Raw genomic sequence first — 24,919 nt, 5'->3', positions numbered from 1 at the left:
CTTCTCGTCGCCGGGCGCTACTCCCGTGATGTCGCGGACAGCGCCGCCTCCTCGACGCCCGTCATGAACCGCTCCAGGATCGGGCCGACGACGGCCAGCGCGGCGGGATGGGTCAGTTCGAGGTGGCGCGCGTCCACCACCGTGTTGTGGACCTCGCCGGTGGCGTAGGGCCGCCACGTCCTGGCGATGGCGTCGTGGTCGCTGCGGTCCCGGCCCGCGGTGAACACGACCATGTCGCCGTCGAAGACCTCGGGACGGTAGTCGCGCGCGATATCGCCTGCCGTCTCGAAACTGGTCATCAACCGATCCACCTGGTCGGCGGTGAACATCCCGGTGGCGACGATCTGATCGCGGATAACACCCCATGCCTGCTCGTGGGTCTGTGCCGACACCGCGTCGCCGAGGTCGAACAGTTCCCGCCAGCCGCCGAGCAGATCCGCCATCAGCTCGCCCGGCGTGTGGCCGTTGATGGCGACGATGCCGGGATCGGGCTGCCCGTCGGCCCAGCCGACGACACTGTCGAGCACCGCCAGGGTGCCGACCTGATCGCCGTCACGCTGTAGGCGCACCGCCATGGCATGGGCGATCTCACCGCCGAGCGACCAGCCGAGCAGGTGATACGGCCCGTTCGGCTGTGCCCGGCGAATCTCGGCCACATACCGCTCGGCGAGCGCGTCCACCGAATCCGCGCACGGTTCGCCCGCGACGACGTGCGGATCCTGCAACCCGAACACCGGCCGGTCCCGGTCGAGATGTTCGACCACGCCGCCGTAGAACCAGGCGAGGCCGCCCGCGGGATGGACACCGAAGATGGCGGGTTTGGACCCGCCGGCGCGCAGCGGAAGCAGCACCTGGAGGCCGGAACCGCCCTCCGCCTCGTCCGCTCGGCGCGCCAGTGCCTCCGGCGTGGCATCGTCGAACATCCACGGCAGCGAGATCGTCACGCCACGGGAGCGCAATTCGATCACCACGCTCGTCGCGAGCAGCGAATTACCGCCCAGGTCGAAGAATCCGTTCGTCGCACCGACCCGCGCGACACCGAGCACCTTCTCGTAGACCTCGCAGAGCACTTTCTCGGACCGGGTACGCGGAGCGACGAATTCGATGACCGACTCGCCGAAATCGGGTCCGGGCAATGCCTTGCGATCGAGTTTGCCGTTGATCGTCAGCGGCAGTTCGGGCAGCACCATCACCACCGAGGGCACCATGTAACTCGTCAGGACCCGCGCCGCCGTCGCGCGGATCTCGCCGGGATCGATACCGTGCCCGTCCACCACCGCGTAGCCGATCAACTGATCCACGCCGAGTTCGTGACGATGCACCGCGGCCGCGGCCTGGGTCACGGCGGGATGACGCAGCAGCGCCGATTCCACCTCACCCAATTCGATACGGAATCCGCGCAACTGCACCTGCGCGTCCGCGCGGCCCGCGTAGGACAACTCCAGGCCGTCCGCCGCGCGCCGCCAACGTGCGGTGTCGCCGGAACGGTACAGCCGGGAGCCCGCGGGCCCGAACGGATTCGCCACGAAACGGCTCGCGGCCAACGAGCGGGCGCCGAGATAACCGCGGGAGAGTTGGTCACCCGCGATGTACATCTCCCCCACGACCCCGATCGGGGCGGGACGGAGCCGATCGTCGAGCACGTAGGCGCGCAGACCCGGCAGGGGCGTGCCGATTCCCGCGTTGTCCACCGCCGAACTGTCCACCGCCGAGTTCGGGCCGCCGAGTTCGGAATAGGTGACGTGCACGGTGGTCTCGGTGATGCCGTACATGTTCACCACGCGCGGCGCGTCCGGCTCGTGCGCGGCGAACCAATCGGTCAGCCTGGACGTGTCGAGCGCCTCGCCGCCGAGCACCACGTACCGCAGCGCGAGTTCTCCTGCCGCACCCTCGGATTCCCGGTACCGACGCTCGGCGTCGGCGAAACCGTAGAACGCCGACGGTGTCTGGCTCAGCACCGTCACCCGCTCCCGCGCCAGTATCCGGACCAGCGCGTCCGGCGCCCGCGAGGTGTCGTGGTCGACGACCACCACGCGTCCGCCGGAAACCAACGGGCCCCACATCTCCCAGACCGCGAAATCGAAGGCGTACGAATGGAACATCGTCCACACGTCGTCCGGACCGAGATCGAAACGCTCGGCGGCCCTGGTGAACAGGGTGACCACCTGGCGGTGGCTCACCAGGACCCCCTTCGGCCTGCCCGTCGATCCCGAGGTGTAGATGACATAGGCGACATTGTCCGGTCCGGCCTCGGGCACGGCGGTGCGCCGTGTCCGCAGGCCGACCTGTCCGCAGTCCTCGACGAACACCACCGGAGCCGAGCATTCCGGTACGTCCGACGCCGTCGCCGCGGCGGTGAGCACCACCACCGGCGCGGCGTCCTCGAGGACGAACCGCACCCGCTCGCGCGGGTAGGCGAGATCGAGCGGCAGATATCCCGCTCCCGCCTTGATCACACCGAGCAGCCCGACGACCAGATCCACCGACCGCGACAGCGCCACGGCCACCAGTGTTTCCGGACCCGCGCCGCATTCGGTCAACCGCGCGGCCACGGCCTCGGCACGGCGATCCAGCTCGGCATAGGTCAGCCGCACGACGCCGTCGCTCACGGCGACCGCGTCCGGGTGCGCGGCGACGCTGTCCGAGAACAGCCGCGCCAGAGTCACTTCCGGCACCGCGATGCCGTCGGTGCCCGCCGCCGCGAGGATCTCGAGCTGCTGCGCGGCGTCGACCAGGCCGATATCACCGACGACGACAGCCGGTTCCTCGGTCACGGTCTCCAGGATCCGGACGAACGCGTCGACGAAGCGATGCATCGTCTCCTCGACGAACAGATCACTGGCATAGGTCAGACGGCCCGACATCCCCGCCCTGGCGCCCTTGTCGTCGTAGCGATCGACCAGTTTGACGTTCAGATCCGCCTGCGCCTGTTCGTATCCGTGCTCGATCGGCTCGATGACCAGGTCGGGCAGCGTCAGCGCGGCGGCGCGCAGATTCTGGACGTCCAGGGTCACCTGGTACACCGGCAGGTGCGCCGTCGACCGAGGCGGATTGAGCATCTCGACCACTTGGTCGAAGGTCACGTCCGCGTGGGCGAACGCGGCCAGGTCGGCATCGCGCGTCGCGGCGAGCAACTCCGCGAACGGTTGCCGCGACGCGACCCGCGACCGCAGCACGACGGTGTTCACGAACATCCCGACGAGATCGTCGAGTTCGCGTTCACCGCGGCCGGAAACCGGTGTGCCGACGGCGATGTCGTCGACACCGGCGAGCCGCGACAGCAGAACGGTGAGCGCGGCGTGCAACACCATGAACACCGTCGCGTTCGCCTGACGCGCCATCTCGTCCATCCGCGACCACAGCGCCGAGGAGATCTCGAAGTCGACCGCGCCGCCGCGCATGGAGGCGATCGCCGGACGGGGCAGATCGGTCGGCAGTTCGAGCAGTTCGGGCAGGCCGGCGAGCGTGTCCCGCCAATACCGCAGTTGTTCGGAGATCACCGAATCGGGATCGTTCTCGTCGCCGAGCATTTCCCGACGCCACATCGAGTAGTCCGCGTACTGCACCGCGAGTTCGGGCCACAGGGGTTCGGTGCCGTGCGTGCTCGCCACATAGGCCGCGGCCACATCCCTGGCGAGCGGCATCATCGACTGCCCGTCCGCGCAGATGTGGTGCACGGTGATCGCCAGGACGTGATCGGTCGCGCTCAGGGTGAACAGATCCAGCCGGACCGGGGGTGCCTGGGTCACATCGAAACTCACCGACACCGCGGCCGCGGCCCGAGCCATCAGTTGCGTTTCGTCCACGACGACCGGGTCGAGAACGTGCGTGATCTCCGCCGCGTCGACGATCACCTGGTGCGGGGTTCCCCCCGTCATCGGGTACCTGGTACGCAGCGATTCGTGCCGCGCGACGACCATGGCGCACGCGCGCCGCATCGCGTCGATATCGAGTTCGCCCTTCAGCCGGACCAGCAGCGGCACGTTGTAGGCCGCCACCGAGGTGTCGAACTGGTTGAAGAACCACATGCGTTGCTGCGCGGGGGAAAGCGGCACCAGATCCGGGCGCGCACGCCTGGTCAGTGGCGCCCGCTCGACCCGGTCGAGGGTGGCGAGGCGCGCGGCGAGCACGCCGACCGACGGCGCTTCGAACAGGTCGCGCACGCCGACGCGCGTCCCGAGGGCCGCACCGAGCCGAGCGGCCGCCCGCGTCGCCGACAGCGAATTGCCGCCGAGTTCGAAGAAACCGTCGAGCACGCCGACCTTCTCGACGTCGAGCACGTCCTCGAACACCTGGGCCACCACGCATTCGATATCGGTGCGCGGAGCGACCCACTCGCGGCGATCCACGAAATCCGGTGCGGGCAGCGATCGACGATCGAGTTTGCCGGTGTTGGTGAGCGGAAGCGCCGCCAGGACGACGAAGACCTCGGGAACCATGTGCCCGGGCAGTCGCGTCCGCGCGGCAGCCGCCACCTCGGCGGTATCGGTGTCGGCGTCGGCGACGAGATAGGCGGCCAACCGGTCGACACCGCGGTCGTCCGCACGGAGCACGACCACGACCTGACGCACCGCGGGGTGGTCGAGCAGGGTCGCTTCGATCTCACCGGGCTCCACCCGCTGACCGCGCACCTTCACCTGGAAGTCGCCGCGCCCGACGAATTCCAGCACTCCGCCGTCACACCACCGGACGACGTCACCGGTGCGGTACATCCGCTCGCCGTGGCCGAACGGCGCCGCGACGAACGCGGACGCCGTCGCCCCGCCTCGGCCCGCGTACCCGCGTGCCGTACCCGGTCCCGAGACGTACAACTCGCCGACCACGCCCTCGGGAACCGGACGCAACCACCGATCCAGGACCACACACCGCATGCCGCGAACGGGCCCGCCGATCACGACGCGGTCCGCCGGGGACAGTCGATCCGAGATCATCGCCATGATCGTGGTCTCGGTCGGCCCATATCCGTTGAACAGCGACCGACCGACACCCCATACCGCCACGAGTTCGGCCGATACCGCCTCGCCGCCCGCGACCAGCACCCGAAGGCATTCCAGCCCCTCCGGCGACATCGTCGCCAGCACGCTGGGCGTCACGAACGCGTGCGATACCCGCTCGCGGGCGATCAGTTCGGCCAGTTCGGCACCCGCGAACACCTGCGGGGGCGCGACCACGAGCGCCGCGCCGCACGCGTGCGCCATCAACAGTTCCAGCACCACCGCGTCGAAACCGGGAGCGGCGACGGCGAGCACCCGCGCGGAGCTATCGATGTCGTACCGATCACGCTGCTCGACAGCGAAATTCGCCAACCCCTCGTGTGTCACCATCACCCCCTTCGGCACACCGGTCGATCCGGAGGTGAAAAGCACGTACGCCACGTCGGAGACCCGGCAGGGTCGCACCCGGTCGGCATCCGACACCGGCGCGGGTGAGTACCTCTCCAATTCCGAATCCAGGGCCGGATCGTCCAAGACCACCACCCGAACGTCCTGTGGCACCGCGCTCGCGTCCACCGACGCCGACAGCACGGTGCGCACGTCCGCGTCCCGCAGCATCGCCGCGACGCGGTCCACCGGATACCGGGGATCGACGAGGACGAAACCCGCACCAGCCTTCGCGACCGCCCACATCCCGGTGACCAGTTCCGCGCCGCGGCCCATCACGAGTCCGACCACGTCGCCGGGTCCGACGCCCTCCGAGATCAACGAACGCGACAGCCGTGACGAGCATCCGTCCAACTCGCCGAACGACACCGTCCGTGACTCCGACACGATCGCGGGAGCCTGCGGATCACCCGCGCACAACACATCGCCGAGCACGCGCGGCGCCACACCGTCTACGCCCGACGCGGGAACCGATGCGCGGTGCTCGGCGGCCGACAGCAGGTCGACCTCGCGGAGCAGCGCCGAGGGATCGGTGGTGACGGCGCGCAATACGGTTTCCAGACGCGCGGCGAGACCCGCGGCCGTGCCGTCGTCGACGGACGCGCGCTGATAGCGGACCCGCAGGTGCAGTTCTTCGAGCAGATGCGCCTGCACGGTGATCGGGTAGTGCGCTGCGTCGGTTCCCGTCGCGCCGACCACCCGCATGCCGTCGATATCGACCTCGCCCAGCCCACTGCTGTCGACCGGGTACGACTCGAAGACGACGAGGGTGTCGAACAGCGCCGCCGCGCCGGTGGCCGACATGATCCGCGAGAGTTCGACGTAGTGGTGATCGAGCAGACGGGTGTTGTCCGCCTGCAGGTTCGCCAGCGACTGCTCGATCGTCCGGTCGCGGCGGACCCGCACCGCCACCGGCACCGTATTGATGAACAGACCGATCATGGATTCCACGCCCGGCAACTCGGCGGGACGCCCGGATACGGTGCTGCCGAACACCACTCGCTCCACGCCGAGCAGGTTCCCGAGAACGACCGCCCACGCGAACTGCACCATCGTCGCCATCGTCACCGAACGGGAACGGGCGAATTCCTCCAGTTCCGCGGTGACGCGGCGATCGAGGACGACCTCGAGATCGACAGGGACATCCGCCGTCGTCCCGAGCGCCGAATCCGACACCAGCGTCGGCTCGTCGACCTCGCGCAACATCTCGCGCCACACGTCGAGGCTTTGCGACAGGTCACGACCGTCGAGCCAGGCCAGATAGTCGCGGTAGCTCGCCGGGGCGGGGAGCAGTTCGTGCCGAGCGTCGACCGCGTACAGCCCGATCAACTCTCGCCACAGCAGCGGCAACGACCAACCGTCGAGCAGGAGGTGGTGCGCTGTCAGCACCAGACGGAAGTCACGCGGTCCGGCGGTGACCGTCAGCAACCGCAGCAACGGCGGCAACGCGGGATCGAACGCGCGGGTGCGCTCCGCCTCGACCAGCGCCCGCACTGCCGCCTCGTCCCCGCTCGCGTCCGCCCTGGCGCAGCAGATCGCGCTTTCGGCGGGAACGATCTGCGCGGCGACGCCTCGCGTCGTCCGGGTGAAGGCCGCCCGCAGGTTCGGATAGCGCTCGAGCAAGGCGGACACCGCGCGCTCGAGTCGGTCCTGATCGAGCGCGCCCTCCAGCGTGAGCACCGATTGCGCCGTGTAGACGTCGAGTCCGCCCACGGCGAGGTCGGCGTGGAACAGCAGGCCCGCCTGGAGCGGGGCCGGTGGCCACACGTCGGCGAGCGGCCCATACCTGTCCGCGAAGATGTCGAGATCGGATTGACCGAGTTCGATGAGCGGGACGTCGGCCGGGGACAGGCCCCAATCGCGGTCCAGCTCCGATTCGGTGGCGATCGCGATCAGGGCGGCAACCCATTCGTCGGCGAGTGCCACCACGTCGTCGTGCTCGAGCAGACGCGAGGCGTAGCCGACGTAGGCGGACAGTCGCGGACCCGTTTCGGTCTCCTCGACGTGGACGTCGATCGTGAGGGCCGCGGCGGCGGGCATGTCCTGGTCGAACGCCGCCCTGCGGTCGAATTCCTCGTCCGCCGGGCTCCAGGCGTATTCGGACAGGGTCGTCACATCGACGCCGACCCGACCGAGATTGTTGAAACTGATCTGCGGTTCGGCCGTCGACGCGAGCCTGCCCGCGGTGTCCGGATTCAGGTACCGCAACAGGCCGTACCCGATCCCCTTGTCCGGGATCGCGCGCAACTGCTCCTTGACCGATTTCACCGTCGCGCGGATATCGGTTCCGGTGTCGCCCACTTCCAGCGCGACGGGGTAGGCGTTGGTGAACCAACCGACGGTGCGCGACAGGTCGGCGCCTTCGGCGATCCGTTCCTCGCGTCCGTGTCCCTCCACGAGCACCTTCAGGCCGGTGTGTGTGACGCCACTCCGAGCGCGCCACCGTGCCACGGCGACGGCCAGTCCTGCGAGCAACGCGTCGTCGACACTGCCGTGCACGGCTTCCGGCACCGCGTGCAGCAGCGCCGAGGTCACCGTCGTCGGCATGGAAATCGTCACCTGGCGGACCGTGGACTGGATATCGAGTGCCGGGTCGAACGCGGCGGAACCCAGCTGCGGATCGACGGCGCCGCTCGTCCGCTCCCACAGGTCGATCTCGCCCGCTCGAGCCGTGGCGGCCTCGGCGAGAGCGTGTGCCCAGCGGCGCATGGATGTGCCCTGCGCGGGCAGCGAGATGCCCTGGCCGAGCGTGTGCTGCTGCCACGCGGTCATGAGGTCCGGCACCAGGATTCGCCACGAGACGCCGTCCACGACCAAGTGGTGGATGACGATCAGGGCGCGGCCGTCGGAGTCGACACCCGGTTCCGGCAGCAGGCAGACGATCTGCGCCATCCGTCCCGCCGCCGGATCCAGACGTCCGGCCGCCTCGGCGGCCGCGGCCTCGAGCACGGCGGTGAAGCCGTCCCCACCGGGAGCCTGCGCCTCGCCGAACGTCCGGACCAGCACCGAGCCCGCGGCATCGGCGGCGGGCAGGACCTCGAGACGCCCGTCGCGCAACCTGGCCCGCAACATGTCGTGCTGGTCGAGCACCGCTTGTACGACGGCCGTCACGTCCTCGACGCGGGCCACGCCGGGCAGCCGCACCAGGACCGATTGCGCGAACCGGTCCGCGGTACCGAGTCGTTCGAGGTACCAGGACACGATCGGTGTCGCCGGAATCTCGCCGACACCGCCGCCCGGCAACTCCTCGAGCGCCCGACGGTCGGCGGCGCCGGCCACTCGCGCCAGCTCCCGCACCGTCCTGCGCTCGAAGATATCCCTGGCCGTCACGAGCACACCCGCCGACTTCAACCGCGACGCCAGCTGGATCACCATGATGGAATCGCCGCCGTGCGCGAAGAACGACGTGGTCGCGCCTACCGCGGAGATCCCGAGCACTTCGGCGAACGCGGCGGCAACGGTCCGTTCCAGATCGCCCGACACCTCGACGAGATCGGTGACGGCACTGTCGAAATCGGGTTCGGGCAAGGCCCTGCGATCCACCTTGCCGGTCGAGGCGAGCGGCATCGTGTCCAGCACGGTGATCACGGCGGGCACCATATGCGCGGGCAGCACGGTCGACACCCGGGTGCGCAGGTCGACCCGGTCGACGGCGCTTCCGGCCTCAGCGACCACGTAGGCCGCGAGCGCGGGCTGACCGCCCGGTCCGCTGCGGACCACCGTCACCGCGGCGGCCACCGCCGGATAGGCGATCAGCGCGGCGTCGATCTCGCCCAGTTCGATGCGCTGACCCCTGATCTTGATCTGGAAGTCGACGCGGCCGATGTATTCCAGGGCTCCGCTGCGGGTCCAGCGCACGATGTCGCCGGTCCGATACATGCGAGAACCCGAGTCGCCGAACGGATTCGCGACGAAGGCGCCCGCCGTCGGCGCTGACCGGTTCAGGTACCCACGCGACAGCTGCGGGCCCGCGAGATACAGCTCCCCCGCCACTCCGACCGGCACCGGACGCAACCCGGCGTCCAGAACCACCGCCGCCGCACCACGGATCGGACCGCCGATGGTGATGGAGTCGGTGGGCAGCATCGGGTCACTGATGGTGATGACGATCGTCGTCTCGGTCGGCCCGTAGATATTGTGCAGCCTGCGCCCCGCCGCCCACGGCGCGATGGCGTCGACACCGACCTTCTCGCCACCGACCGCGAGCATCCGCACCGATTCGAGGCCGGTCGCCGGAATCGTCGCGAGGACACCGGGGGTGAGGAAGGCGTGCGTCACCCCGTGTTCGCGAATCAGGTCGTCCAATTCGGCGCCGCCGAAGATATCCGGCGGTGAGATCACCAGCGCCGCGGACGCCTGCGATGCCATCAGCGACTCGAGCAGTACCGCGTCGAACGCGGGCGCCGACACGTGCAGCACCCGGGAATCGCGCTCCACCCGGTAACGATCGCGCTGTTCGGCGGCGAAACCCGCGAGACCCTCGTGGGTGACGACGACGCCCTTGGGAGTACCGGTCGACCCGGAGGTGTAGACCACGTACGCCGCGTCCTGGATCCGCGGCGCCCTGATGCGCTCGGCGTCGGTGACGGCGGTCGCACGGCATGCGGCGATCTCGGAGGCCGTGTCCGGATCGTCGAGGGCCACCCACCGGACACCGTCCGGCAACGCCGCCAGCGACCCGGTCAGCGTGATACCGATACTCGTGCCGGAATCCCGCACCATGTGGTCGATGCGACGCGCCGGGTACCGCAGGTCCACCGGGACGAAGGCCGCGCCGGTTTTCGCGATGGCCCACATGGCGATGTGATAGTCGACCGAGCGCGGGACGGCGAGCGCGACGAAATCGTCCGGCCCGAGTCCCATGGTCAGCAGGTGACGGGCGAGCCGGTTGGCCCTGTCCTCGACTTCCGCGTAGGTCAACGTCTCGGTGACGCCGATGAGGGCGATCGCGTCGGGGGCCGCCGCGACCGAATCCGCGAGAAGATCGGGGTAGAGCCGCGCGAGTCCGACCGGACCACCGGACGCGGGCACGAGTCGTGCCGTTTCCTCGTCGCCGAGCAGCGACACCGCACCGACGAGACGTGCCGGATCGGCGACGAGGCCGTCCAGGATGCGAAGGAACCGGTCCGCGAAGGCGTGTGCGGTCGCGGCATCGAAAATATCCTCGGCGTACACGATCTCGCCGCCGATGCCCGCGGCACGGTCGCCCTCGAGCCGTTCGGTGACCAGGACGGTGAGATCGGTCTTGGCCTGCGCGATACCGGGATCGAGGGGTTCGACCGCGATCTCGGGCAATTCGAAGCGCGACGCCGAGGCGTGCTGCCACCCCAACATCACCTGGAACAGCGGGGAGTACGCCGCCGATCGAGGCCGATCGAGGATTTCGACCAGTCGCTCGTAGGGCAGATCCGCGTGTGCGAGGGCTTCCAGATCGATATCGCGGATCTCCGACAGGAGTTGCGCGAAGGTCCGGTCCTCACGGATCGGGGTACGCAGGACGACCGTGTTGACGAACATGCCGACCAGATCGTCGAGTTCACGCCGTCCGCGCCCGGCGACCGGGGTGCCGATCGAGATGTCGGAACTGTGCGCGGTGCGCGCCAACAGGATCGCCAGCGCCGCGTGCAGGACGACGAAGACCGTGACACCCTCGCGATTGGCCACCCGCACGATGTCGTCGTGCAGCCGCGCGGGGATGTCGAAGCGGACGCTGCCGCCGACCATCGACATGGTGGCCGGACGCGGCCGATCGGTCGGCAGGTCGAGCAGTTCCGGCGCGTCGCGCAGGGTGCGGGACCAGTATTCGATCTGCGTGCTGAGTTGCGAGGCCGGATCGTCCTCCGAACCGAGCGAACCCCGCTGCCACAGGGCGTAATCGGCGTACTGGACCGCCAACGGTTCCCACCCCGGCGCACGGCCCGCCGTACGAGCCGCGTACGCGGAGAACACATCACGGGCCAGCGGGGGCATCGACGCGCCGTCCGCCGCGATGTGATGGACCACGACGACCAGCACGTGCTCCTGCTCGGAGGTCCGCAGGAGTCGGACGCGCAGCGGGACCGCCAGCGCGACATCGAATCCCGCCCGCACGGTCTCACCGATCCGGGCCGTCATCTCGGCCTCGTCGGCGACCGCGAGCGGTGCGGGCACCAGTTCGACGCCGATACCCGACAGTTCCCGCACCAACTGGCACGGCTCACCGTCCACGACCGGGTAGACCGTCCGCAGCGGTTCGTGCCTGCCGATGACGTCCAGGAAGGCCGCGCGGAACGCGTCGATATCGAGTCGGCCGGTCAGTCGGGCGGCGAAGCAGATGTTGTAGGCCGGTGAGGAGGTATCGAGCTGGTTGAGCAGCCACATCCGCCGCTGGGCGTTCGCGAGCGGCACCACGGCCGGACGTGGCCACGCGACGAGCGGCAGCTCTGTCGACGTCGAACGCGTCGCCAGCAGTTCGGCCAGTCCGGCGACGGTGGGGGCGTCGAAGATGTCACGGATACCCACGTCGACGCCGAGTGCCGTCTGCGCGCGCGCCGCGAGCCGGGCGGCGGAGAGCGAATTGACGCCGATCTCGAACAGATTCGCGCTCACGCTCACCCGATCGGCGCCCGTGAGCTCGGCGACCGTCCCCGCGAGTACCGCTTCGCGGTCGGTGCGCGGCGGCACGAATTCCTCGCGGTCGTCGAATACCGGTCGCGGCAGGGCCGCCCGGTCGAGTTTTCCGTTCGCGGTGAGCGGCATCGATTCCAGAACCCGCACACCGGCCGGAACGAGATAGCCGGGCAGCGAACGGGTGAGGCGGTCGCGGATCTCGCGGCCGTCGACGCGCGCCCCCGGCACCAGGGTGACGTATCCGACGATCCGCTCGGCGGTCACGATCGCCACCGCGCGGGCGACGTCGTCGATGGCGCGCATCGCGGCTTCGATATCGCCGGGTTCGACGCGCTGACCACGCACCTTCACCTGGAAATCGCTGCGGCCCCGGTATTCCAGCGTCCCGGACTCGGTCCACCGCACGCGGTCACCCGTGCGGTACAGACGCTGTCCGGGTGCACCGAAGGAATTCGCCACGAAGGCGCCTGCGGTGAGTGCTGCCCTGCCCTGATACCCGCGCGCCAATTGCACACCGGCGACATACAATTCGCCGACGACGCCGACCGGCACCGGACGCAGGCCCGCGTCGAGGACGTAGACGCGCATCCCGGAGATCGGCGCACCGATCGGCACCATCGCACCGGTGCCCGAATCCCCCGCATCCTCGCCGAGCCGCACCGACGTGACGACCTCCGCCTCGGCCGGGCCGTACCAGTTCACAGTGTCGGCGTGCGTGAACACCGTCGCCGCGTCGTCGGCGACGCGGCGCGAGAGCGCCTCACCCGAGACGAACACCCGGCGCATAGCCGGAAGCGTGGCGGCACCGACGAATTCGGTGAACACCTCGAGCATCGACGGCACGAAATGCGCCGTCGTGATCCGCTGGTCGGCGATCACCCGCGCCAGGTAGGCGGGGTCGCGGTGCCCGTCGGGCTCGGCCACGACGATCTGCGCACCGGTCCGCAAAGGCCAGAACAACTCCCAGACGGCGATATCGAAGGTGATCGGGGTCTTGTGGAGCACGACATCGGAAGTGTCGTGCGGCCACTGGCGCTGGGCCCACTCCAGCTGGCTCGCGGTCGCGGCATGGGTGAGGGCGACGCCCTTCGGGATTCCGGTGGAGCCGGAGGTGAACAACACATAGGCGGTGTTGTCCGGCCGCAGCGTGGCCCGGCGCTCCCCGTCGGCGATCGGTGTGTCCGACAGCCCGCGCAGGTCCAGCCCGTCGACCGGAACGGTGTCGACTCCTTCCGGCAGGTCGGTGCCGTCCAACGAGGTCGTGAGCACGATCAGCGGTTTCGCGGTGTCGAGCACGTGCGCGATCCTGGCGGCGGGATTACCGGGATCGATCGGCAGGAACGCCGCTCCCGCCTTGATCACGGCGTACAACGCCGTCACGAGTTCGCCCGAGCGGCCGATCGCCACCGCGACCACCCGCTCCGGTCCCGCGCCACGCGCGATGAGCAGACGGGCCAGGCGATTCACGCGCGCGTCGAACTCCCGGTAGGTCCAGGTGATTCCACCGGGAACGCGCAGGGCCACGGCGTCGGGAGTCCGTGCCACCTGGGCGTCGAAGGCGTCTACCAGGGTGGCGCCGGGAGCACACGAGCCCCCGGTGTCGTTCCAACGCTCGAGGACGTGCGACCGCTCCTGCTCGTCGAGCAGCGCCACCGCGCCGACCGCCGATTCACTGTCGGTCGCCACGGCGTCGAGAATCCGGATCAGACGTTCGGTGAAGTGGCGCACCGTGTGTTCATCGAAGAGGTCGGTGGAGTAGGTCGCCCGCACGGAGATTCCCGCGGGCTCGTTGTGCGGTCCGTGTTCCTCGGCCACCATCAGCAGCAGGTCGTAGATCGCGGCGCTGTCGCCCGGATCGACGTTCTCGACAGTGAGTCCCGGCAGTTCGAGTCGGGCGCGCGCCATGTTCTGGTAGGCCAGCATCACCTGGAACAGCGGCGTGTGCGAGGTCGAGCGTGCGGGTTTCACCGCGTCGACCACCTGCTCGAAGGGCACCGAGGCGTGGTCGAACGCCTCGAGGGCGGCATGGCGCACCTGCTCGAGCACCTCGGTGAACGAGTCGTCGAGATCGACCCGGGTCCGCATCACCAACGTGTTGACGAACATGCCGACCAGGTTGTCCAGCGACCGATCGCCTCGGCCCGCGTGCGGCACCCCGATCGTGATGTCATCGCTGCCCGACAACCGCGACAGCAGCACCGCGAGCGCGGTGTGGACGACCATGAACGTCGTCGATCCCGAGCGCCGCGCCAGCGATTCGATCCGCCCCTGTAGATCGGCGGGGATCCTCGCGCGCAGTACCGCGCCGCGCTGGGTCCGCTCGATGGGCCGCGGTCGGTCCGACGGCAACTCGAGCAGATCGGGCACACCCGCGAGCCGGGACCGCCAGTAGGCGAGGTCACGCTCGACCGGCGACGCCGGATCGTTCGCGGCACCGAGAACGTCGAGCTGCCACAGTGCGTAATCGGCGAATTGCACGGCGAGCGGGGCCCATTGCGGCGGCCTGCCGAGTGCGCGGGCCTGGTAGGCGGTCATCACGTCGTTCGCGAGCGGCGCGACCGAGAAGCCGTCGCAGCTGATGTGATGCATCGCCATCGCGACGAACCATTCCCGGTCCGAGAGCCGATACAGCGCCGCGCGCAGCGGCACCTCGGCCGAGACCTCGAATCCGGCCCCGACGAATTCGGCCAACGTGGCGGGAAGTTCGTGCTCGTCGAGCGCGATCGGTGTGAGGTCGTGTCGCCCGACGACCTCCGCCGCGTCGAGCACGACCTGCGACGGGACCCCGTCGATCGCGGGGTAGACGGTGCGCAGGCTCTCGTGGCGTTCGACGACATCGCCGAACGCGGCGGCGAACGCCGCCACATCGAGGTCGCCGGTGAGCCGGATCGCCAGCGGCACGACGTATCCGGCCGATTCCGGTTCGAACTGGTTGAGGAACCACATCCTGGTCTGTGCCTGTGACAGCGGCACGCGCGCCGGGCGCTGCCTGCGGGTCGGTGCGGGCAGGTTCGGCACCGAACGCAGGTGCGCGATCCGTTCGGCCAGACCGGCGACGGTCGGGGCCTCGAAGATGGCCCGAACCGGAATCGCGACGTCGACCATCTCGCCGATGCGGCTGAGCGCGCGGGTCGCGATCAGCGAATTGCCGCCGAGTTCGAAGAAGCTGTCGTCCGCGCCGACCTCGGGCCGGTCGAAGAGCTCGCCGAAGACCCGGGCGATGCTCTGCTCGACCACACCTGACGGTGCCCGGTATTCGGAGGCGAAATGGCTCGGGTCCGGTGTCGGCAGCGCTCGGTAGTCGAGTTTGCCGTTCACCGTCAGCGGTACCGCGTCGATCCTGATGACGAGGGACGGCACCATGTAGGCGGGCAGCCTCGACATCAGCTCGCCGCGAATCTTCTTGGCGTCGAACGATTCTCCCGCTACCGCGTAGGCGATCAGTCGTTGTTCGCCGCCCGCGGCGCGGACCAGCGCCACGGCCGCGTCGATACCGTCGACGGCGACGAGGGCGGCTTCGATATCGCCGAGCTCGACCCGCAGACCGCGCACCTTGACCTGGGTGTCGGCGCGGCCGACGTAGTGCAGGACACCCGCGCCGTCGCGGCGGACCAGGTCGCCGGTGCGGTACATCCGGGCGGCGCCCCCGTCCGCGAACGGGTCGGCGACGAACGCCGCGGCTGTCACACCGGGCCGTCCGTGATATCCGCGTGCCAGCTGGGCGCCACCGAGGTACAGCTCACCCGTCACCCCGACCGGAACCGGCCGCAGGCGCGAATCCATCACGTGCACGGTCACATTGGCCTCGGGAACGCCGATGGGCACGGCGGTGCCGTCGAGCGAGTCGATCCGGTGCGCGGTGACGCTGACCGCGGCCTCTGTCGGGCCGTACAGATTGTCGATCCGGGCACCGCTGAGTTCGCGGAAACGACGGACGGTCTCGACGGGAAGCGCCTCGCCGATGCAGAGCACCCGGCAGTCGTCGGGAACGGTGTCGGGGCCCGCAGTCTCCAGGAAGGCCGCGAGCAGCGACGGCACGAAATCCACCGTGGTGATGGGGTATTCGTTCATCAGCGCGACGACGGCGGCGGGGTCGGTGTGCGCGTTCGGACCGGCGACGACCAGAGCCGCGCCACAGGTCAACGCGGAGAACAACTCCCAGACCGAGAGGTCGAAGGTGACCGGGGTGCGCAGCACCATCACGTCGTCGCCGCCGAGCCCGTAGTGATTCCGCAGCCAGCGCAACTGGTTCACCACCGCGCCGTGCGGTACCGCGACGCCCTTGGGGACGCCGGTCGAACCGGAGGTGTAGATGACGTAGGCGAGATCGAGTGGATGCGGCGGCGGCCCGAACTCGTTTCCGCCCACCGCCGAGGTGGTCGCGTCGGCGTCGGTGAGTTCCTCCAGCGTCCACGGCGCCACCTCGTCGGGCAGGTGCACCGGATCGGCCGCGCGGACGATGATCCGGTCGGGCCGCGCCGCGGTGAGCACGGTCCTGATCCGTTCGACCGGGTGGTCCGGGTCGAGCGGCAGGTAGGCCGCGCCCGCCCGGTGGATCGCGTAGAGCGTCCGCAGCAGATCCACGGACCGATTCATCGCCACCGCGATCACCGAACCCCGGCCGACGCCGCGGCCGTTCAGCTGCCGAGCCAACGCGTCGACCTGCGCGCCGAATTCACGGTAGGTGAGCTGTTCGCCGGTATCGGCGTCGATCACCGCCGTGGCGTCGGGGCGGGCGCCGACCTGCGCGGCGAACAGTTCGGCGATCGTCGACGGCCGCTCGTCGGTGATCGGGCCGGTCGAGTGCGCGACCAGCGTGCCGGTCTCCTCGGCGGTCAGCAGGTCGACATCGCCGACCACCCGATCGGGTTCGGCGACGACCGCGTGCAGCAGCCGCGCGTACCTGTCGAATATCGAACGGATCGTGACATCGTCGAAAAGGTCGGTGGCATAGCTGAATTCGACGGCCATCTCCGCCGGTTCACCGTTGGGCCCGATGCTGTCGACCAGGCTCAGGTGCAGATCGTATTTCGCCACACTGGGATCGGCCATGTGGGCCGAGACCGTCATCCCCTCGAAACTCACGGTGGGGATCTCGATGTTCTGGAAGGAGAATCCCACCTGTGTCAGCGGAGCGTGGGAGGTCGTGCGCGGCGGATTGAGCACCTCGACGAGACGTTCGAAGGGGATGTCGGCATTCTCGAACGCCGACAGATCCGCCTCGCGTACCCGGTTCATGATCCCGAGGAAGGTCGCGTCGGGTTCGATCCGGGTACGCAGCACGAGGGTGTTGACGAACATGCCGACCAGACCGTCGAGCCCGGGCTCACCGCGGCCCGCGATGGGCGTGCCGACGGCGATATCCCCGGTGCCCGAGAGCCGTGCCAACAGCGCGGCGAACGCCGCGTGCATCACCATGAAAACCGTCGCGTCGTGGCGACGTGCCAGCGCGACCACGGCGCGGTGCAGATCGGCGGGCAGTGCCGCCGTGACGGTGTCGCCGCGGAACGACTGTTTGGCGGGCCTCGGACGATCGGTCGGCAGATCGAGTACCTCGGGCAGATCGGTGAGAGCCGACAGCCAGTAGGCGGTCTGCGCGGCGGTCGGGCTGTCGGGATCGTTATCGGCGCCGAGCAGCTTTCGTTGCCACAGCGCGTAATCCGCGTACTGCACGGGCAGCGGCGGCCACTGCGGCGCGGAGTTCCCGACCCGCGCGCGGTAGGCCGTCATCAGATCCGTCGCGAGCGGTGCGAGCGAGGAACCATCGATGCTGATGTGGTGCACAACCATGACCAGCGTGTGCACCTCCGGCGCGCTGCGCAGCAGCGTGATCCGGCACGGCACCTCGGCGGTGACATCGAAGCCGATCGTCGCCGCCGCGGCGATGGACGCCTCGAGCTCGCTGTCCGCGACACCGACCGGCTCGAGATCCGGCAGCACCTGGTCGACGGCGAGGACGACCTGGTGCGGGCCGCTGTCGCTGTCCGGGTAGACGGTCCGCAGCGACTCGTGGCGGTCGAGTATGTCGCCGATCGTGGCGCGCATCGCGGCGATATCGAGTTCCCCGGACATACGGACGACGATCGGCACGTTGTAGACGGCCGACGTCGGGTCGAACCGGTTGAAGAACCACATGCGCGCCTGTGCGGGCGAGAGCGGAATCCGATCCGGACGGCGCTGCGGCTCGAGTGGTTCGCGCGCCGGGGCGGACGCGGTGCGCAGATGACGCGCGAGTTCCGCGATCGTCGGCGCCTCGAAGATCGCGCGCAACGTGACCTCGGCACCGAATTCGGCGCCCAGCCGCGCGGTGAACCTGGTGGCTGTCAACGAGTTGCCGCCGAGTTCGAAGAAGCTGTCGAGAATTCCGACGCGCTCGACGCCGAGTACCTCGGCGCAGATCTGCGCCACCATCCGCTCGGCGGCGTCGCGCGGCGCCACGTATTCGGCCGCACCGGTGAAAACCGGTGCGGGCAGCGCGGCACGATCGATCTTGCCGACCGAGGTCAGCGGCATCTCGTCGAGCACGAGCACCGCGTCCGGCACCATGTGCGACGGCAGGCGGTTGCCCGCGTAGCCCAGCAGTTCCGCGGTGTCCACGGTGCCGACGGCGGGCAGCACGTAGGCGGCGAGCCTGGTTCCGGCCTCGGTCGCGACACCGACCACGATCGCGGTGGCGACGCTGGGATGTGTGGCGAGGACGGCCTCGATCTCGCCGAGTTCGACCCGCTGGCCACGCACCTTCACCTGGAAATCGCCGCGCCCGATGAACTCGAGCACCCCGCCGTCGACCCACCGCACAAGGTCGCCGGTCCGGTACATCCGGGCCCCCGTGCCGAACGGCGCGGCGACGAACACTCCGGCGGTCGCACCGCCACGTCCGATGTACCCGCGCGCCAAACCCGGTCCCGAGACATACAACTCACCCGTGGCGCCCGCCGGAACCGGTCGCAGCCGACGGTCGAGGACCACGCACTCCACACCGCGGACCGGGCCGCCGAGCACCACCCGGTGCCCGGGACGCAGCCGATCCGAGATCGCCACCATGATCGTGGTCTCGGTCGGGCCGTACCCGTTGAACAACGAGCGACCGGTGCCCCACACCTCGACCAGTTCCGCAGACACGGCCTCGCCGCCCGCGACCAGCACCCGCAGGCCATCCAGCCCCTCGGGCGACATGGTCGCCAGCACGCTGGGCGTCAGGAAGGCGTGTGACACCCGCTCCCCCGCGATCAATTCCGCCAGTTTCGCACCGGCGAAGACCTCGGGCGGCGCGACCACCAGCGCGGCGCCGCACACGTGCGCCATCAGCAATTCCAGCATCACCGCGTCGAATCCGGGCGCCGCCACCGCGAGCACCCGCGACGATTCGTCCACGCTGTACCGAACCGCCTGCTCCGCGGCGAAATTCGCCAGACCCTCGTGGGTCACCATCACGCCCTTGGGGACACCCGTGGACCCCGAAGTGAACAGCACATAGGCCACATCGGAAACCCGCGAAGGACGCACCCGATCCAGATCGGTCACCGGCTCGGGCGAGTAATCCGCGAGATCGGCCCGCGCGGCGGGTCCGTCCAGCGCCACGACCCGCACCCCGCCCGGCACGACCGCGAGGGATTCCGATACCGACAGCGCGATACCGACACCGGCGTCGGCCAGCATCCCGGCCACGCGCTCCACCGGATACCGGGGATCGACCAGGACGAAACCGGCACCCGATTTCGTCACAGCCCACATCCCCGCCACCAACTCCGCGCAACGGCCCATCACCAGGCCGACGACGTCGCCCGGACCGACGCCCTCGGACATCAGCAATCGCGCCAACCGCGAGGACCACTCGTCCAACTCGCCGTACGACACCGACCGCGAACCCGAAACCACCGCCACCGCGTCGGCGTCACGCACACACAGCATGTCGCACAGCACATGTGAACCCACACCCGCCACACCCGACGCGGGCACCAATGCCTGCCGCTCCCACGCGGACAGGATGTTCACCGCACCCACCGGCCGACGCGGTTCGGCGACGAATTCCGCGAGGAGCCGAGTCCAGCGTTCGGCGAAGACCTCCATCGACTCCCGGTCGAACAGGTCGGTCGCGTAGTTGATCCGCACCACGACATCGCCGCCGTCCGAGACGTTCTCCGCGACGGTCACGATCAGATCGACCTTCGCGGGCTCCGCGTCACGGTCGAGCACCTCGACCGTGAGATCCGACAGTGCCACCTTCGCGCGACCCGTATTCTCGAGCACGAGATACACCTGGCACAGCGGCGCGTAGGCCATCGACCGACGCGGTTCGACGGCGTCGACGATCCGCTCGTACGGCAGATCACCGTGGGCGAACGCGTCGACGTCGTCGTTGCCGACCCGCGTCAGGAACGCGGCGAAGCTCTCGTCGGAACGGATCTCGGTGCGCAGCGGAACGGTATTGACGAACATGCCGACAAGCGGTTCGAGCGCGCGTTCACCCCGGCCCGCGACGGGCGTGCCGATGGTGATGTCCTGCTCCCCCGACAGCCGGGCGAGCAGCACCGCCAGCGCGGCGTGCACGACGACGAAAGTGGTCACATTCGACGCGCGCGCGAGCCGCTCGATCCCCGCGAAGGTCTCCGCGGCGATCGCGGCGGTGACGACCTCGCCGCGCAGCGACGGACGCGCGGGTCTCGGACGGTCGGCGGGAATCTCCAGCAGCGGAGGCTTTCCGACCAGCCGCCGGGTCCAGTAGTCGAGCTGACGATAGGACAGCGAGGCCGGATCGTTCTCGTCGCCGAGCAGTGCGCGATGCCAGATGCTGTAGTCGGCGTAGTGCACATCCAGCGGACGCCACTCCGGCGACTTGCCCTCCACCCTGGCCGCGTAGGCGCCCGCCACATCGGCCGCGAGCGGACGCAACGACCAGCCGTCACAGCAGATGTGATGCAGGACGACGACGAGGACGTGCTCGGCACGGTCCGGTGTCGACAACAGGGTGATCCGGATCGGCGGATCGGTGCGCAGGTCGGTGCCCGCGGAGACAAGTGTGCCGATGAGGGCTTTCATCTCGTCGGGATCGTCGGGGCCGACCATCGGCGTCAACTCGGCGACCACGGTGTGGGCGGGCAGGATGACCTGTGCGCCTTGCCCGTTCACGACGGGATACACCGTGCGCAGGGTCTCGTGGCGTTCGATCACATCCGTCAGCGCCGCGCGCAACGCGGCGATATCGAGTGTGCCGGTCAACCGCAGGACCAGCGGAATGTTGTAGGCGCCCGATGTCGGGTCGGCCTGGTTGAGCATCCAGATCCGGTTCTGCGCGGGCGCGAGCGGGATGGGATCGCTCCGGTGTACCGCGCGCAGCGGCGGCCGGGTCGTGCGCTCGGCCTCGCTCAGCCGCGTGGCCAGGCGGGCGACGGTCGGATGGCCGAACAGGTCGCGCACGGAGACCTCGCAACCCATCACCTCCGCGATGCGCACGACCGCGCTGGTCGCGGTGATCGAGTTGCCTCCGAGGTCGAAGAAGCTGTCGAGCACCCCGACGCGGTCGGTGCCGAGGACTTCGGCGAAGACGTCGGCGATCAGCCCCTCGGCGACGGTACGCGGCTCGACATAGGGTGCGGCGGATTCGAAGACCGGCTCGGGCAGTGCGCGCAGATCGAGTTTTCCGTTGACGGTGAGCGGCAATTCGTCCAAGGTCACGATCGCCACCGGGATCATGTATTCCGGCAGCACCGAACCGACGTGCGCGCGCAGGGTTTCCGGGTCGCAGGTCGTGCCCGGTTCCGGCACGACGTATCCGACGAGGCCCGCGGCCTCGGTGTCGGGATGGCGGACGATGACCGCGGCGGAAGCGACACTGTCGTGCCCGGTCAGCGCGTTGCGGATCTCGTCGAGTTCGATGCGGAACCCGCGCAGCTGCACCTGCTGGTCACCGCGACCCCGGTACTCGAGCTCACCGAGGTTGTTCCAGCGCACGATATCCCCGGAGCGGTAGAGCCGACCGCCGGGTTCCCCGAACGGGTCGGCGACGAACCGGCTCGCGCTCAACGACGGGCGGTTCAGGTAGCCGCGGGCGAGTTGTTCGCCCGCGACATAGATCTCACCCCAGGCGCCCAGCGGCACCGGCTGCAACCGCTGGTCGAGCACATAGGTGCGCAAGCCCGGCAGCGCGGGACCGATCGCACTCGGCGCGCCCGCGACGGCGATATTCGACGACAGGCCGAGATAGGTCACGAAGACGGTGGTCTCCGTGATCCCGTAACTGTTGACCAGCGTCGGCAGGGCCGGGTTCCGGTCGTACCAGTTCGCGAGCAGCGCCGGTTGCAGCGCTTCACCGCTGAGCAGGACCAGCCGCAGCGACAGCGGACCGTCCGGCTCGCCCGCGTCGGCGTAGCGCTGTCGCGCGGCCGCGAATTGGTAGAACGCCGAGGGGGTCTGGCTGAAAACCGTCACCCCTTCCCGCGCGACCAGGCGTACGACGTCCGCCGGTGACCGGGTGGTCCGGCTGTCCACGACCACGACACGTCCACCCGTGACGAGCGGTCCGAAGATCTCCCAGATCGAATAGTCGAAGGCATACGAATGGAAGAAGGTCCAGACGTCCCCGGCCCGGATTCCGGCCTCGGCGCAGGAATTCACCAGGTACGTGGAGACGCTGCGGTGGGTGATCGCGACACCCTTGGGACGTCCGGTCGAGCCGGAGGTGTAGATGACATAGGCGAGCTGATCCGAACGCAGCGGCGCGATCCGATCGGTATCGATGATCGGCCGAGCGACGAAATCGCCGTCGGCGCGGCCCGTCCCGTCGAAGAGCACGACCCTGGCCGGATCGCCCGGCACCCGGTCACGGACATCACCGCTGGTCACGGTGAGGATCGGATCGGCGTCGGCCAGAATGTATTCGAGCCGGTCGGCCGGATGCGCGAGATCCAACGGCAGATATCCCGCACCGGTTTTCAGCACGCCGAGGGTGGCGGCGACGACCTCGGCCCCGCGCGGCATCGCGATGGCCACGAGCGATTCCGGGCCGACGCCGCGCGCGATGAGCCTGCGGGCGAACCTGTTCGACCGTTCGTCCAGATCGCGATAGGTCAGGGAGATGTCCCCCGAGGTGACGGCGATCGCCTCGGGCGTCGCGGCCGCCTGCCGTGCCAGCAATTCGACCAGCGTCTCCGACGGCCTCGCGCCGTCGCGGCCCGCGAGATCGCCGACGATACGGCTCCGCTCGGCGGTGTCGAGCAGATCGATGGCGGCGATCGGGGTACCGCGTGGCGATTCCAGCAGCCTGCGCAGGAATTCGATGAATCGGGCCGCGTGGGTCTCGAGTTCGTCCTGCCCGTACAGGTTTCCGTTGCCGTGCAGTTCGATCAGCAGGGGTGCGTCGGCGCCCGAGCGATACATGTTCAGTTGCAGGTCGTCGAGTGTGCCCGAGGTGAGCGCGCGGTACCGGCCCAGTGCCGATCCCATCCGGATCTCGGAGTCGAAGAACAGGATGTTGACGATCGGACCGAACGAGTTCGCCGAGGCGTCGAGCGCGTCCGATTCGCGGCGCAGATCCTCGAAGCGGTACAGCTGATGCCGCATCGCCGCGACCAGTTCGGACACCGAGGCCCGCACGATGTCCTCGACCGTGGTGCTCGCACCGACGGCGAAGCGGATCGGCACCATGTTCGCCAGCATCGCCGCGGCGTTGCGCAGGCGTTTGGTGACGCGCCCCGAGACCGGCATCGAGAGCACGACATCGTCGGTGCCCGTCATCCTCGCGAGGAACGCGGCGAAAGCGGCGATCACGACCTGCGCTTCGGAGGCGTGCAGATCCTCGGCGAAACGATCGAGCGCGTCGGACAGGTGCGACGGGAGTTCCTGACCGGCGACGCGGTCGTCCTTGGCCCAGCGCGCGGTGCGCCCCGACAGGCTCGCCGGTTTCGGCAGGCCGGACACCTTGTCGAGCCAATATGCCCTGTCCGCTTCGAATCTGGGACTCTCGCGATAGGCGCGCTCGGCCTCGGCGACATCGTGCAGTGTCGCCGCCACCAGCGGCGCGGGCGCTCGCCCTTCGAGTAGGGCGTTGTAGTGCTCGGCGCAGCGGGTCAGCGAATTGAACGCGCCGTATCCGTCCACGACGAGATGGTGGGCGCGCGCATACCAGAAGTACCGATCCCGTCCGACCCGGATGAGTCGCGTGACGGCGAGTTGATCGCGGCTCAGATCGAGCGCCTTGGTGCTGTAATCGGCGCTCATCCACTCCAGCGCCGCCGCGACAGGGTCGGCGTCGCCGCTGAAATCGAGTACGGGCTCGTCGTACTCCATGGTGTGGTCGACGAATTGATAAGGGCGACCGTCCGACTCGACGACGCGCACCAGGAGCGATTCCATCTCGTGCCCGGCATCGTTCACGGCGCGTGCGAACGCGTCGAGGTCGATCGGGCCCTCGATCTCCAGGTAGTGCGCGATATTGACCGGGGGTCCGCCGGGCAGAGTATCGGCCAGCCACATGCCGTACTGCGCCCTCGACAGTGGAATGAGATCCACGATCGTGCCACCGGAAACGTCGGACTTCTGATTCATTCGTGTGACCCCTTTTTCATATTCGGAGGCACAGAAGCACAGCGCGATACCCGTGCGTTCCGCATCCGAATTTCCCCGAGTACGCGAGTTCATCCGTTTGACGCGGCGCCACCCCTGATCTCGAAGCGCCGATCTCGAACCGCGTATAACCTGTACGCCCGCAATTGGACGCCCAATCGCGTCCTGATCGGCCTAGCTACAGCGACTCCCCACCTCCATTGCCCAAATATTGCCGACATCCCTGTTTGAAACGCGCAATTTTTACGTGCATGAAGCGATCGAGCTCGTAGAGCACCGGAGAACCGGCCGGATTCCGTCAGTGTAGACGCACACTACGACACGGTTGCGACGGGAATACCGGTCACATCGTGTTCGTTTCGCGTGGC

At 69.0% G+C, this 24,919-nt stretch carries 1 protein-coding gene; it reads right to left on the bottom strand.

The genetic code is table 11. The annotated features are described in order from the left end of the window. Window positions 1-17 precede the first annotated feature (17 nt). On the bottom strand, window positions 18-24,533 hold the full coding sequence (locus tag OG225_RS10150) for a non-ribosomal peptide synthase/polyketide synthase (RefSeq protein ID WP_405181425.1): 24,516 nt from the start codon (window positions 24,531-24,533) through the stop codon (window positions 18-20). Window positions 24,534-24,919: the final 386 nt, after the last annotated feature.

Source organism: Nocardia sp. NBC_01377, from assembly GCF_045040005.1.
GTDB lineage: Bacteria > Actinomycetota > Actinomycetes > Mycobacteriales > Mycobacteriaceae > Nocardia > Nocardia noduli.
Note: the sequence above shows the minus strand (reverse complement) of the source record. Positions and strands in the feature narration are given on the sequence as shown.

Excerpts from the sequence above, each read along its gene's own strand:
- OG225_RS10150 (WP_405181425.1), bottom strand. The coding sequence starts at position 24,533 with ATGAATCAGAAGTCCGACGTTTCCGGTGGCACGATCGTGGATCTCATT.